At 39.3% G+C, this 13,609-nt stretch carries 14 protein-coding genes; all 14 read right to left on the bottom strand.

Annotation, left to right across the window (positions count from 1 at the left end; genetic code table 11):
• Positions 1-5: 5 nt before the first annotated feature.
• The 14 genes from JFU24_RS18705 to JFU24_RS18640 all read right to left on the bottom strand — a co-directional run bounded on the left by JFU24_RS18705 (position 6) and on the right by JFU24_RS18640 (position 13,450).
• Complete coding sequence (locus JFU24_RS18705; protein WP_201250286.1) at positions 6-1,103, bottom strand: HD-GYP domain-containing protein; 1,098 nt, start codon at positions 1,101-1,103, stop codon at positions 6-8.
• Positions 1,104-1,281: 178 nt separating this feature from the next.
• Positions 1,282-1,575 carry a YunC family protein gene (locus JFU24_RS18700; protein ID WP_379156164.1) on the bottom strand — a complete coding sequence of 98 codons (294 nt, stop codon included), beginning with the start codon at positions 1,573-1,575 and terminating at the stop codon, positions 1,282-1,284.
• A gap of 70 nt (positions 1,576-1,645) precedes the next feature.
• Positions 1,646-3,031 (bottom strand): bifunctional metallophosphatase/5'-nucleotidase, encoded by a 1,386-nt coding sequence (locus JFU24_RS18695; protein WP_201250284.1) that lies wholly within the window; start codon positions 3,029-3,031, stop codon positions 1,646-1,648.
• 13 nt (positions 3,032-3,044) lie between these two features.
• Positions 3,045-3,872 (bottom strand): sulfite exporter TauE/SafE family protein, encoded by an 828-nt coding sequence (locus JFU24_RS18690; RefSeq protein WP_201250283.1) that lies wholly within the window; start codon positions 3,870-3,872, stop codon positions 3,045-3,047.
• Between the two features lie 87 nt (positions 3,873-3,959).
• Positions 3,960-4,808, bottom strand: a complete 849-nt coding sequence (locus JFU24_RS18685) for a DUF72 domain-containing protein (RefSeq protein ID WP_201250282.1) — start codon at positions 4,806-4,808, stop codon at positions 3,960-3,962.
• 136 nt (positions 4,809-4,944) lie between these two features.
• Positions 4,945-6,342, bottom strand: a complete 1,398-nt coding sequence (gene sufB / locus JFU24_RS18680) for a Fe-S cluster assembly protein SufB (RefSeq protein WP_056524668.1) — start codon at positions 6,340-6,342, stop codon at positions 4,945-4,947.
• A gap of 56 nt (positions 6,343-6,398) precedes the next feature.
• On the bottom strand, positions 6,399-6,827 hold the full coding sequence (sufU, locus tag JFU24_RS18675) for a Fe-S cluster assembly sulfur transfer protein SufU (RefSeq protein ID WP_053348689.1): 429 nt from the start codon (positions 6,825-6,827) through the stop codon (positions 6,399-6,401).
• Positions 6,817-8,046 carry a cysteine desulfurase gene (locus JFU24_RS18670; protein WP_098176260.1) on the bottom strand — a complete coding sequence of 410 codons (1,230 nt, stop codon included), beginning with the start codon at positions 8,044-8,046 and terminating at the stop codon, positions 6,817-6,819. The genes sufU and JFU24_RS18670 overlap by 11 nt, the downstream gene beginning before the upstream one ends.
• On the bottom strand, positions 8,046-9,347 hold the full coding sequence (gene sufD, locus JFU24_RS18665; protein ID WP_098176261.1) for a Fe-S cluster assembly protein SufD: 1,302 nt from the start codon (positions 9,345-9,347) through the stop codon (positions 8,046-8,048). The genes JFU24_RS18670 and sufD overlap by 1 nt, the downstream gene beginning before the upstream one ends.
• Positions 9,348-9,362: 15 nt before the next feature.
• The gene (gene sufC / locus JFU24_RS18660; protein ID WP_053348686.1) at positions 9,363-10,148 is read right to left on the bottom strand and encodes a Fe-S cluster assembly ATPase SufC; all 786 of its coding nucleotides are present in this window, start codon (positions 10,146-10,148) and stop codon (positions 9,363-9,365) included.
• Between the two features lie 450 nt (positions 10,149-10,598).
• Entirely contained in the window at positions 10,599-10,802 is a 204-nt protein-coding gene (locus JFU24_RS18655; protein WP_057215299.1) for a hypothetical protein, read from the bottom strand.
• A 103-nt stretch (positions 10,803-10,905) separates the two neighbouring features.
• A complete protein-coding gene (locus JFU24_RS18650) occupies positions 10,906-11,739 on the bottom strand; it encodes a MetQ/NlpA family ABC transporter substrate-binding protein (protein WP_201187224.1) in 834 nt (277 codons plus the stop codon).
• A gap of 15 nt (positions 11,740-11,754) precedes the next feature.
• Positions 11,755-12,423, bottom strand: coding sequence for a methionine ABC transporter permease (locus tag JFU24_RS18645; protein WP_201187225.1), 669 nt, complete (start codon positions 12,421-12,423; stop codon positions 11,755-11,757).
• Positions 12,416-13,450, bottom strand: a complete 1,035-nt coding sequence (locus JFU24_RS18640; RefSeq protein ID WP_201187226.1) for a methionine ABC transporter ATP-binding protein — start codon at positions 13,448-13,450, stop codon at positions 12,416-12,418. The genes JFU24_RS18645 and JFU24_RS18640 overlap by 8 nt, the downstream gene beginning before the upstream one ends.
• Positions 13,451-13,609 lie beyond the last annotated feature (159 nt).

Here is a 13,609-nt window from a genome sequence, read left to right as displayed (position 1 = left end):
ACAGGTTAGGCTGTTTCTTGTTTGTTTAGGCATTTCCTAATCAGCAAGTGCAGGTTTTTCTTCAAATTCACTTCATAGGGCTCTACTATCTGTTCACCATTTTCCTCAAGGATTCGTATCATGGGACGGTCTCCTATTCCCTCATTTTGAGCAGTCACGACCCCTTTTCTCCCATCATTCAATTCAATAAATAGTCCATTTGGGTATATAGCAACCGCCCGGCGGAAAGCCTCAATGATCGTATTATCAAACTTCTTTCCTGCTCCGGCATAAAGAATTTCCAAGCCCTCATGCGGCATCATAGCCTTGCGGTAAACCCGGTTAGACGTAACGGCATCAAACACATCAGCCACGGCAATAATCTTACCGAAATAATGGATTTCATCCCCTTTGATACCACGGGGATAACCAGATCCATCTAATCTTTCGTGATGCTGATAAGCACAATTCGCAACTAGAAGTGATACAGTGTGTACATTTTTTATAAGTTGGAACCCATACTCGGCGTGCTTCTTGATTTGCTCAAACTCTTCTTCTGTTAACTTACCGGTTTTTCGTAAAGTATCCACAGGGACAAGTATTTTCCCGACATCATGCAAGATCGCTCCAAGCCCAAGAGCTTCTAGATTCTTTTTATTTATGTTCAATTCCATCCCAATTGCCAGTGTATATAAGGTCACATTAAAGGAATGAGTAAAAATATAATCATCATATGTATAAACATCAGCCAATAAAGTCAGCAACTCTTTATTCCTGTTCAACTCTTCCATGATGTTTCGAACTATTTGAGTGAACTTAACGTTGGCCTTCTCTATCGTAAACGAACCATCCAGCTTCATATTTTTTTTCAAGTCCAGAAAAGTGCTTTCTATCGTTTGAATAGCGTCTCGCCTTAATCCCCCAGCGATTGTAGGCGCAGGAATAATGTCATCCGTCCTTGAGTCTTGAATGTAGACAAAGGGAATATTAAGGAAAACCAGTCGATTAATCATGTTCTGCGTTAATGTTAGGCCCTCAGCCAATAGGATATTACCCCGCTCATTATAGATGCTTTTACCGAGCTTGGCTCCTGGGGTGAGAGACTCTGTAATAGATAGCCTCATAATTATACTCCGTTTCCCCATTCAAGATTTGTAAATCCACGTTCATATTCCTTTATAAGGATTATCGGACAATATCTAGAAAAATCAATCTGTTATTGTACATATTTGCAAAAAAATATTGATTTATCTAGGTGAATTAAAAACAAGGCTCCCTCTAGATAAAGGAAAGCCCTCCTGATTAAATCATTTTCATCAATGCCTTTTTTCCAATCATCCCTGGATGAATACCCTTTTCCGCGGCCTCCCAGGTAACCGATTCAAGTGGTGCATCTAAAAGCTCTTCAATCGACTTAACACCGGTTGCCCTTCCTGCAAGGATTTTACGATTTTTCAATTTATCATTTAGTAGTCCGATATCTAGAGCACCGCACATTATATACCCTTTCTCGGACGTGACAGCAAGCAAATTGGTTTTGGGCAGTTGGACAGAAATAGCTAGGAATGTATGATTTTCAAGTATTATTGGCATCATGTTAATCAATTGGTTTCGCCCCTTTCTTCCCCATACTTTATGAAAAAAAGGGAGAAACCGTGTTTATAGCCTATTCATTTGGATATACTTTTTTCAACTTCCATAATAGGATATCCCGTAAAAATTCCGGCAATAAGTAATCTTTTCGATTAGAGCGCTGGATACTTGGAAAGAAGTGCCCAAACGTGAACATATCCGGTATCGCAAGTTTATAGGACTTATGAGGCTGAAGCTTTTCCCCATTTATAAGAATCTCTTTTACTATTCCATTTGTAACTTCTTTAAATTCTATTTGATCATAATGCATGACTCCCATGATTTTCCCACGGAAACCGAACCCCTTTATCTGAATATGAGGCCACTCCTCATTTCTCGATTGCATTAAGATTTCCTTTAATTCATTACCGTTAACCTCAACGATGCATGGATTAATCGGGTGTGGACAGATTCGGTGAATATCCCCTTTTGTGACAGGTCCCTTTGGCAAACCATCAAGTAGAAGGCCTGCATTCAAAAAGGTACAATCTGCCTCACTCCACTCCCTTAAAGCCTCCCCAAGAATTTCAGTAAGCGGACTAACTTTAAACCATTCATTTTCCAAAGACTCGGGTAAGTTTACTGCGACTTGTTGAAGAGTCTCTCCTCCGGCCTGGTACATCTCTTCAATCCAAGATCGTTCATCCTCTAATTCTGGAAGATCGTTTGTATCATAGAGAATAGCCCTCTTTTTACAGACTTTCATTTCTTCATTGACGGACATTTCTACCTGTCCAATAAAAAAGCCATATTTCCCAGCACCACAAAGAAGCGTATTATTGACTAATTTGCCTTGATGAAGTATGTGATGGGTATGTGCACCAAGAATTACATCAATCTCGGGAAAGTCCTCTGCCATTCTTTCGTCATCATGAATGCCTAGGTGGGAAAGTACAATGATCGCATCTGCTTCACCTTTAATCTTATGTAGCTGTGTCTTTAATTCCGTAAATGGTTCGGTTAGTTCCCAACCCATTGCTGAATAAAATTTTTGAAAATAAGCAGTCAATCCTATCATGGCAATCTTTGTACCTTTTGCCGTCGTATGTATCCAATAAGGCAGCGCCCATTCCGGTCTTTCATTATTCTGGTTATAGATATTGGCTGCCAGCACTTGGAACTTTGCATTCTCATATAAGGAGTCTAACGCTTCATGCGGCAAAGTGATTCCTTCATTATTGCCGATTGTTACATATTGATAACCCGCTTCATTCAGCAGTTCAATATTTCCTTTCCCTAAAGTACCTTCTGTATATGGGTGCCAGCGATCAACATGATCTCCTATATCTAGTATGATCGCTTCTTCTCCCGTTTCTTGATGAAGTTGTCTTCTTTCTTTAAGAAACTTATCAATACGAGGCCAGTTTTCAAAATGACTATGAAGATCATTGGTGTGATATATATGAATGATTTCTGACATTTTTTCCTCCTCGTTATCCTGTAATACCTTGGTATATAAGACGTAGACCAATGATTATCAGCACAATTTTCAACATATTTTCGAGCGATGTACTTTTTAAGCGTGTATTAATAAATGCACCCAATTTTGCGCCAAACCAGGCTCCGGGAATAAGGGCAAAAGCATATGGCCAATTTACATTACCAAGCGAAATATGTGTAATAGAATTAGTAATGGAAGACAGAAACACCATGAACATCGACGTCGCTACAGCCATATGCGGCGGGAAGAAGAACATCAGTATCATTACTGGAACCATTAAGGAACCTCCGCCAATCCCAAATAAACCGGAACTGAATCCAACGACGAAAGCAATTAATATCGCTACCAGAGGGTAATATCCATAAGAAGATACTTGTCCATTTTTATTTTTATACGTTTTTACGACCTTCCCTGTTCCAGGTTTGAATACCATAGGCTTCAGGCGGCCTTTTACTAATAAAACCAAAGCCATTAATACCATGAAGATTCCAAAGTACAACGAAAAGGCTTCCACATCAAGGTTTTTATTAACATAGGCTCCAATTATTCCTCCAGGAGCACTGCCTATAAAGAAAATTAAGCCCGCCTTATAATCGACTACTTTATGCTTCATATAGGATAAAGTAGAAGATAACCCGGTAAAAATCATAATAACAGTTGAAACACCGACGGCGACTTGAGGTGTTAGTTCATCGATAATATCTGTCGATGTACCTAGAAACAAAAGGGAAGGTACTATGATTATGCCGCCACCCAGGCCAACGAGAGAGCCGATTGAGCCTGCTAATAACCCGATACCCACTAATACTAACCATACCATGAAGAAATCCGCCTTTATCTGTTTGTGGGCCTCGCGATCCCTTACTAGTTTGTCACATCAGCTAATTTATTAATTATATAATGACGCTTAAAACAAACCAAGCTGCTTAGGGGCTAGCCCTTCATATTCTATACCAAGCATCTCAATCATCTGCTTCGCATTATCTGCGGCATCTCCTCCTGAGTTATTATTGAAAAGGACATATATATCCTTACTCTGTTTTTCTAATTTCCTGATTTTCTCCACCCATTCGGTCAATTCCTGATGATTGTATCGGTATAAATAACGAACTTCCCGCCAATTATCCCCCGAAGAAGGTTTTTGCCAACCATGGATATTGCGGCCATGAAGGCGAACTAAGGTTTTATCTGGATGTATAGACTCGAGCACAATAGGAATGGACCCTTCTCCTGCCTGCGGCTCATCACATACAGTATGAATCCAACCTTCCTTTTGGACAAACTCCAGGGTTTGCTGATACATGTTGGGTCTGTACCAGCTTTGATTCCGGAACTCAATAGCTACTGGAGTATCCCCCATCTCTGCTTTGCACCACCGTAAATAGTTTACATTCTCCCGCTTACAATCAAACCATGGTGGAAATTGAAACAGCACCATTGCTAGCTTGCCGGCTTTTTGATAGGCTTCAAGAGAGTCACGGAAAGCTTTAAACATTTCTTTTTTATTTTCAAAAGGAATTTCTCCACGCTGATGCCCTGTCATCCCTTGATAGGCTTTTACAACAAATTGAAAAGGAACCGGTGTCTCGGATACCCACTTTTCACTGTTCCTCTTAGGCTGGACCGCATAAAACGAAGCGTCCACCTCCACAACAGGAAAATGAGCCCCATACTCTTTCAGCTTATCACGTTGGGACACCCCGTCACGATACAAACTATCATGATCCCCCCAACCAGTCACCCCAACATAAATCATCTGCACCACTCCTTTTAGGGGTCAGACCCCATTTCCCGAATTATTTCCCAAAAGAAAAAGCCTGCCGGATCTACCTGGCAGGCTTTTTATATGAATCGGTTATTCTAAAATGCACTACAGGCAAGTTAGTCGGTTATTATCCGATTGAGCCTTCCATTTCGAACTTGATCAGACGGTTCATTTCAACCGCATATTCCATTGGAAGTTCTTTTGTAAATGGTTCGATGAAGCCCATAACGATCATTTCTGTTGCTTCTTGCTCGGAGATTCCGCGGCTCATCAGGTAGAACAATTGCTCTTCTGATACTTTGGATACCTTCGCTTCATGTTCAAGAGAAATGTTGTCATTCAGGATTTCATTGTAAGGGATTGTATCAGATGTAGACTGATTATCCATGATTAATGTATCACACTCAATGTTAGAACGAGCTCCATCCGCTTTACGTCCAAAGTGAACGATACCACGGTATGTTACTTTTCCGCCTTGTTTTGAAATTGATTTTGATACAATAGTTGAAGATGTATTTGGCGCAAGATGAATCATTTTTGCTCCAGCATCTTGGTGTTGGCCTTTTCCAGCAATAGCAATAGATAATGTCATACCACGAGCACCTTCACCTTTTAAGATGACAGCAGGATATTTCATTGTCAATTTAGAACCGATGTTTCCATCAATCCATTCCATTGTTGCATTAGCATCACAAACCGCACGTTTCGTAACCAGGTTAAACACGTTGTTTGCCCAGTTTTGAATCGTTGTGTAACGGCAGTAAGCATCTTTTTTAATGACGATTTCAACAACCGCACTATGAAGAGAGTTAGTTGTATAAACAGGTGCTGTACAACCTTCTACATAGTGAACAGATGCTCCTTCATCCACAATGATTAGCGTACGTTCGAATTGACCCATGTTTTCAGAGTTGATTCGGAAATAAGCTTGAAGCGGAGTATCTACTTTAACACCTTTTGGTACATAGATGAAAGATCCGCCTGACCATACAGCTGAATTCAATGCCGAAAACTTATTATCAGTAGGCGGGATTGTTTTACCGAAATGCTCACGGAAGATATCTTCATTTTCACGAAGTGCAGAGTCCGTATCTTTAAACACGATACCCAAATCTTCTAATTCTACTTTCATGCTGTGGTAAACTACTTCGGATTCATATTGAGCAGAAACACCTGCTAAATATTTTTGTTCTGCCTCAGGAATTCCTAATTTATCAAAAGTTTGTTTGATTTCATCAGGGACTTCATCCCAAGATTTCTCTGATTTCTCTGATGGTTTAACATAGTATGTGATTTCATCAAAGTTCAAGCTTTGCATGTCGCCGCCCCATTGAGGCATTGGCATATTGTAAAAATGCTCCAATGATTTCAAACGGAAATCAAGCATCCATTGCGGTTCATTCTTCATTCGGGAAATTTCTTCCACGATTTCTTTTGTCAGACCACGCTTTGAACGGAAGATGGAAACATCTTTATCCGCAAAGCCATATTTATAATCGCCGATTTCAGGCATTTTCTTAGCCATAGCTCGTATTCCTCCATTTCAAATGGCTGAATCTACAACAGCTCATTTTAATTTATTTATTCCTTTAATCCCTTTTCCATGGCTTTCCAAGCTAGAGTTGCACACTTGATACGGGCAGGAAATTTAGAAACTCCTTGAAGGGCTTCAATATCCCCAAGGTCGATCTCATCATCATACTCTTTTCCCTGTATCATTAAGGAAAATGTCTGGGACATTGCTAGAGCGGTATCAACGTCTTTGCCCTTAATGGCTTGAGTCATCATAGAAGCTGAACTCATGGATATTGAACAACCATCACCATCGAATTTAACATCGCTGACTTTGCCATCTTCAATCTTCATCGTTAAACGAATCCGATCGCCGCAAGTTGGATTATTCATATCAATTGTCATGCTACCATCTTCTAGCATACCCTTATTACGTGGTTTCTTATAATGATCCATAATGACTTGACGGTAAAGTGTATCTAAGTTATCAAAAGACATTACTGAAATACTCCTTCGTTTTAACAAGCCCGGACACAAGCTTATCAATATCTTCTTCCGTGTTGTATAGATAGAAACTTGCTCTTGCTGTCGATGATACGTCAAGCCATTTCATTAATGGCTGTGCGCAGTGATGACCGGCACGGACAGCAATTCCATCTGCATCAAGAACGGTAGCGACATCATGTGGATGAACGTCATTAATATTAAAGGTTATTACACCCGCACGCTTTTCTGCATCTTTAGGACCGTAAATAGTCAGTCCTTCAACTGCAGACATTTTCTCCATTGCATAAGCTGCAAGTTTATGTTCATGCCGTTCAATATTATCCAAGCCGATTTCTTCTAAGAAATCAATTGCAGCCCCAAGGCCAACGGCGCCGGCAATGATTGGGGTACCACCTTCGAATTTCCACGGGAGTTCTTTCCATGTAGACTCATACAAACCTACAAAATCAATCATCTCTCCGCCAAATTCAATCGGCTCCATTTTTTCAAGAAGTTCTTTTTTACCATATAATACGCCGATACCTGTTGGACCGACCATTTTATGACCTGAGAAGGCAAAGAAATCACAATCCAAATCACGAACATCCACTTTTAGATGCGGCGTGCTTTGTGCCCCATCCACAACCATGACAGCATGGTGTTCATGGGCAATTTTTGCGATTTCCTTCACAGGGTTGATAACACCAAGCACATTGGAAACCTGCATAATGGAAACGATTTTCGTTGCATCTGTAATTGTAGCCCTCACATCATCAAGGGAAATCGTTCCATCCTCTTGAAGCGGAATATATTTCAGTACAGCACCTTTTTCTTTAGCCAACTGCTGCCACGGAATAATATTACTGTGATGCTCCATGTAAGAGATAACAATTTCGTCGCCCTCTTTTACATTTGCTCCACCGTAACTTCTTGCTACAGTATTTAAAGAAGTTGTGGTTCCTCTTGTAAAAATGATTTCTTCTGTAGAAGAAGCATTAATGAATTTACGCACCTTTTCACGTGCACCTTCATACGCATCCGTAGCTTTTGTTCCAAGTGTATGCACCCCGCGGTGAACATTCGAGTTGTATCCGCGGTAATATTGCTCAATCGCTTCAATCACTGCAGCCGGTTTTTGAGAGGTTGCAGCACTATCTAAATAAACTAATGGCTGACCATTGACTTCTTGATCTAATATCGGAAAAAGCTTACGAATTTCGTATGGGTTCATTACTGTACTTTCCTTTCAATGACCGCTACTAATTGTTTTTTAACTCCTTCAATTGGAAGCTGGTTAACAACAGGGGCCAAGAATCCGTGAATGACAAGTCTTTCTGCTTCTTTTTTAGTAATACCACGACTCATTAAATAATAAAGTTGAAGCGGGTCAACACGTCCGACAGAAGCGGCATGCCCAGCCGTTACATCATCTTCATCAATTAAAAGGATTGGATTGGCGTCTCCGCGTGCTTTTTCACTTAACATCAGTACGCGTGACTCTTGTTCAGCATTGGCCTTTGTAGCACCATACTCAATTTTCCCAATTCCATTAAAAATGGAGGATGCGCCGTCTTTCATAACACCGTGCTTAAGGATATAGCCCTCAGAGCGTTTGCCATAATGAATAATGGCTGTCGTAAAGTTTTGTTTTTGTTCCCCGCGGCCGACTACAACGGTTTTAGTATCACCGTGAGAGCCATCGCCCATTAGATATGTTGTGTTATCTGAAATCGTATTTCCATCGTTCATTAGGCCAAGTGCCCACTCAATACGAGCGTCACGTGCTGCAACTCCACGGCGGTTAACATATGTCGTAAAACCTTTCGAAAGGGTATCAACAGCTCCATATTCCACTTTGGCATTCGCATTTGCAAATACTTCAGTTACGATATTAGCAATACCTTCGTTAGACTCAACGCTTGAGAAGTAGTTCTCTACATATGTTACAGAGCTATTATCTTCTGCCACGATTAAAACGTGGTTGAAAAGTGTAGTTTCAGGGTTATCCAACAAAAATACTGCTTGAATTGGATCTTTGATCTCTACATTTTTTGGAACATAAAGGAATGCACCACCGTTAACTAATGCAGCATGTAATGCTGTTAAACGGTGCTCATCTATTTTAACTCCGTCCTTCATGAAATATTTTTGTACGAGCTCAGCATGGTCACGAGCCGCTGTAAAAATATCAGTGAAAATAACGCCTTGTTCTTTTATTTTTGCTGACAAATTAATATGTGCCGGCGTATTATTGCGTTGAATGTATAAGTTTTCATTTCCTTCAATGATGGATTTAATTTCTTCCGGAAGCTCATCTAAAGAGGCAAAAGTTTCACTTTCAACTGTATGAGTCTTGAAAGAAGTAAAATTCCATTTATCGATTTTTGTTTTATCCGGCTTTGGCATTGGGAGCTTTTCTAATTCAGAAAACGCTTGAATTCGAAGCTCAGATAGCCAAGCTGGCTCATTATTTTTAGTTGAATAAGAGCTTATGTCCTCTTGTTCAAACGGTAATTTCGTTTCTGTAGTCATTGCAAATCCTCCTACTTACGCTTCTTCGCCAACAGTTTCGTCTTCAATGCCCAATTCTTGTTTGATCCAATCATAACCTTCTGCTTCTAAACGTGCAGCTAGTTCAGGCCCGCCTGATTTTACAACACGGCCTTGCATCATTACATGTACGTAATCAGGAGTGATGTAATTTAATAGACGTTGGTAGTGAGTGATGATTAAACATCCAAAGTCTTCTCCGCGCATTTCGTTGATTCCTTTTGAAACGACTTTAAGAGCATCGATATCTAGCCCAGAGTCAATTTCATCTAAAATAGCGATTTTTGGCTGAATCATCATTAATTGAAGAATCTCGTTACGTTTTTTCTCTCCACCGGAGAATCCTTCATTTAAATAACGTTGCGCCATATCTTCATCCATTTCAAGGAATGCCATTTTTTCGTCCATTTTACGGATGAATTTCATCAATGAAATTTCATCGCCTTCTTCACGACGTGCATTGATAGAAGAACGTAAGAAGTCAGCATTTGTAACACCACTGATTTCGCTTGGATATTGCATAGCAAGGAAAAGACCAACACGAGCGCGCTCGTCAACTTCCATTTCCAATACGTCTTCACCATCGAATGTGATGCTGCCGCTTGTTACTTCATATTTAGGGTGACCCATAATTGCTGAAGATAAAGTGGATTTACCAGTTCCATTTGGTCCCATGATTGCATGGATTTCTCCGCCTTTTACTTCAAGGTTAACCCCTTTTAAAATCTCTTTACCCTCAATTGATACGTGAAGATCTTTAACCGTTAATGTAGAAGCTGACATAATAATACCTCCGTGAACTAATTCCTATTTTATTACCAGAAAGTAAAAACTACTTTCTTTACTATTTATTTTTCATAAAAGCATTCTCACTTTATTCTCATTCCAATTTTATAACAAATCCAATTTGGAATCAACTAATATAGATAGGGGTTTCCACTTCTTTCATGATGAAAACCTGTCCTATTGTTACAAACCCTACTGTTATAGGCTATTTACAGCAAATAGAGCCTTATTTTAGCTTTTCTTATTTAAAACTTATTATTCAACAAACCTTCGTTCTTATTAATATATGTCTAAAAAATATTAATTGTAAGGTACGTATTACCTTTGTTAAAGAAAAAAAGGTCTGTTAGGTGTTATGTAAGTTAATCTAATAAGGAAACCCTTATTTTCTAGACCACTTATCATTTTACCTCTACAGACCGATCTTTTAAAGACTCTTTTATATGGTTAACCGTGAATTTTACGTTGTAGGTCAAGGACCATTTTGTTGCACTTTTCATGTTCCTTATCTCGTTCTTTCTCAACCTCGATACGGAGGTCTAAATTTCTGCTGTACTCATTATAGCCAATCCCATGTGATAACTGCATCGCTTTTTCCATTTCGCTTGTTACATTTAAATCTAAAGTATTGATAGTGAACCATCCTTTCAAATTTGTGAATCACTTTATTACTCTATTAACTCTATACCCTGTGTTTTCATCTTTAAACATAAAAAAACGACCTGAAGATTTCCAGGTCGTTCCTTACCATAAATTATTTAGTTGGTACGACTGCACCTTTGTATTCCTTTAGAATAAAATCTTGAATTTCTTTAGAATGTAATACTTCTACTAGCGTTTTGATTTCTTCTTTATTTTCATCACCTTTGTTAACAGCAATAACGTTCACATATGGTGATTCAGAGTCTTCAATAGCAATTGAATCTTTAAGCGGATTCAATCCAGCGTCAATCGCATAGTTAGAATTGATTAGAACGGCATCCCCTTCGCCACTCTCATAAATTTTCGGAAGTAAAGCTGCTTCATAATTCGCATCAAATTTAAGTTTTTTCTTATTTTCAACAATGTCTTTTGTTGTAGCTGTCGTTTTATCGATGCCTTCTTTTAATGTAATCAGGCCATTTTTTTCTAATAGAGATAACGCACGTCCGTGGTCAGCAACAGAGCTGCTCATAATAATTGTTGCGCCTTCTGGAAGTTTATCAATGCTTTTATATTTTTGTGAATATAGAGCAATCGGCTCGATATGAATTCCACCAGCATTAACGAAGTCATATCCATTTTCTTTAATTTGCCCCTCTAAATATGGAATGTGTTGAAAGTAGTTAGCATCCAATTCTTTATCGTTTAAAGCCTTATTCGGTAAAACATAATCTTGGAACCGTTTAATTTCCAACTCAATTCCTTTTTCTTCAAGAAGAGGTTTAGCTTTTTCAAGAATCTCAGCATGCGGAACATTGGATGCACCTACAACTAATTTTTTCGTCTCCTTTTCTGTATCGCTGCCACTGTTGTCCTTATCGGTTCCACAAGCAGCAAGAGCAATCGATAAAACAAGTAATAATGCAAATCCTAAAAACTTTTTCATCCTATTCATCTCCCTTTATCTTTTGTCTAATTTAGATGTAATCACATCTCCAATAATTTGAATAATGAAGACGATAATTAGTATAACAATCGTCGCTACAAGTGTAACGTCATTGTGAGTCCTTTGATAGCCGTCTAGATAGGCCAGATTACCAAGCCCGCCTGCACCGATAACCCCTGCCATTGCGGTATATCCAACCAATGCAATCGATGTTACCGTAATCCCTGAAATTAATGCTGGCATCGATTCTGGAAGAAGTACCTTCCAAATGATCGTGCTCGTTTTCGCTCCCATTGATTTAGCCGCTTCAATTACACCTTTATCGATTTCACGGAGGCCGATTTCAACCATACGTGCATAAAATGGTGCCGCCCCGATAATAAGGGCTGGTAAAGCAGCATCCTCACCGATCATAGAACCGACAAGCAATTTTGTGAAAGGTATGAGCAACACAATTAAAATAAGGAATGGAATGGAACGGAAAATATTAACGATAGCACTCATGGTCGTGTTAATTACCCGATTTTCCCACAAGTTACCTTTCCCTGTTAAAAACAGGACTAGCCCTAATAGTATGCCTATAAAAAAGGTTGCTAGTACTGAGATACTGGTCATATAAAGTGTTTCTTTTGTTGCTTCAATAATGTCTTCCCAATATACATTCGGTAATAATTCTTCAAGCATGAGTAATCACCTCCACGCCTACATGCTGTGCTTTAATGAATTCGATTGCGCGGAGCATTTCATCCTCATTGCCATCAAGGTGGATAAATAACGTTCCATATGAACCACTTCTAGTTTGAGATATTTTTCCTTGAACGATATTGACATCCAACTCAAAGTTACGTACCAGCCTAGTAATTAACGGACTCTCTGCATGATCTCCTACGAACGTCAATTGAATTACTTTTCCTGCTGGATAGCGTTCCAGCAAGTGTTCCATTGTTTCTTTTGTTTCTTCAGGCTCTGTTACCTGTTGAACGAAACGCTTCGTCATTTGTTCTTTCGGATTCTTGAAGACTTCCAGGACAGGTCCTTGTTCAACTACTTGACCACTTTCCATTACTGCAACGCGGTGACAAATTTTACGGATGACGTGCATTTCATGTGTAATCAAAACAATCGTTAGACCAAGACGCTTATTGATGTCCACAAGCAATTCAAGTATTGAATCGGTTGTCTGCGGGTCTAAAGCAGACGTCGCTTCATCGCACAGTAGCACTTTAGGATTGTTAGCAAGAGCCCTAGCAATCCCGACCCTTTGTTTTTGCCCTCCGCTTAATTGCGAAGGATATGCCTTTTCTCTTCCTTCAAGCCCAACTAACTTAATTAATTCATTCACACGCTTGATACGCTCATTTTTCGAAACCCCTGCAATTTCTAGAGGAAACGATATATTCTCCTGAACGGTTCTAGACCATAATAAATTAAAATGTTGAAAGATCATGCTGATTTCTTGTCGAGCTTTACGTAGCTTAGCACCTTTGATTTTGGAAATTTCTTTATCAGCCACCACAACGGATCCTTCTGTTGGTGTTTCCAATCCATTAAGCATCCTGATCAAAGTACTTTTCCCTGCTCCGCTGTAGCCAATAATACCGAAAATCTCGCCTTTATTTATTTCAACATTAACATTATTTACAGCCTTAATCGTGTCACTGCTTCCTTTTCCTGTTCGGAATAGCTTACTAACTTTTGTCAATGTAATCATTAATACTCACCTCTTTTATCCAATAAAACCTATGAACTTAGTTGATTTATCTTCATTATCAGCCTGTAAATATGATTTAAAACCGTTTTTCAATATTGCTATACATGTAAAGGTTTTCCCAAACTAAATAGAAAAAACCTTTCTGCATGAGCAGAAAGG

Source organism: Peribacillus sp. TH27, assembly GCF_016650915.1.
GTDB classification, from domain to species: domain Bacteria; phylum Bacillota; class Bacilli; order Bacillales; family DSM-1321; genus Peribacillus; species Peribacillus butanolivorans.
This window is presented reverse-complemented; position numbering and strand designations above follow the sequence as displayed.

What these genes read in the sequence shown, in the direction of transcription:
- JFU24_RS18705 (WP_201250286.1), bottom strand. Translation starts at nt 1,103, where the DNA reads ATGAGGCTATCTATTACAGAGTCTCTCACCCCAGGAGCCAAGCTCGGT.
- JFU24_RS18700 (WP_379156164.1), bottom strand. Translation starts at nt 1,575, where the DNA reads ATGATGCCAATAATACTTGAAAATCATACATTCCTAGCTATTTCTGTC.
- JFU24_RS18695 (WP_201250284.1), bottom strand. Translation starts at nt 3,031, where the DNA reads ATGTCAGAAATCATTCATATATATCACACCAATGATCTTCATAGTCAT.
- JFU24_RS18690 (WP_201250283.1), bottom strand. Translation starts at nt 3,872, where the DNA reads ATGGTATGGTTAGTATTAGTGGGTATCGGGTTATTAGCAGGCTCAATC.
- JFU24_RS18685 (WP_201250282.1), bottom strand. Translation starts at nt 4,808, where the DNA reads ATGATTTATGTTGGGGTGACTGGTTGGGGGGATCATGATAGTTTGTAT.
- sufB (WP_056524668.1), bottom strand. Translation starts at nt 6,342, where the DNA reads ATGGCTAAGAAAATGCCTGAAATCGGCGATTATAAATATGGCTTTGCG.
- sufU (WP_053348689.1), bottom strand. Translation starts at nt 6,827, where the DNA reads ATGTCTTTTGATAACTTAGATACACTTTACCGTCAAGTCATTATGGAT.
- JFU24_RS18670 (WP_098176260.1), bottom strand. Translation starts at nt 8,046, where the DNA reads ATGAACCCATACGAAATTCGTAAGCTTTTTCCGATATTAGATCAAGAA.
- sufD (WP_098176261.1), bottom strand. Translation starts at nt 9,347, where the DNA reads ATGACTACAGAAACGAAATTACCGTTTGAACAAGAGGACATAAGCTCT.
- sufC (WP_053348686.1), bottom strand. Translation starts at nt 10,148, where the DNA reads ATGTCAGCTTCTACATTAACGGTTAAAGATCTTCACGTATCAATTGAG.
- JFU24_RS18650 (WP_201187224.1), bottom strand. Translation starts at nt 11,739, where the DNA reads ATGAAAAAGTTTTTAGGATTTGCATTATTACTTGTTTTATCGATTGCT.
- JFU24_RS18645 (WP_201187225.1), bottom strand. Translation starts at nt 12,423, where the DNA reads ATGCTTGAAGAATTATTACCGAATGTATATTGGGAAGACATTATTGAA.
- JFU24_RS18640 (WP_201187226.1), bottom strand. Translation starts at nt 13,450, where the DNA reads ATGATTACATTGACAAAAGTTAGTAAGCTATTCCGAACAGGAAAAGGA.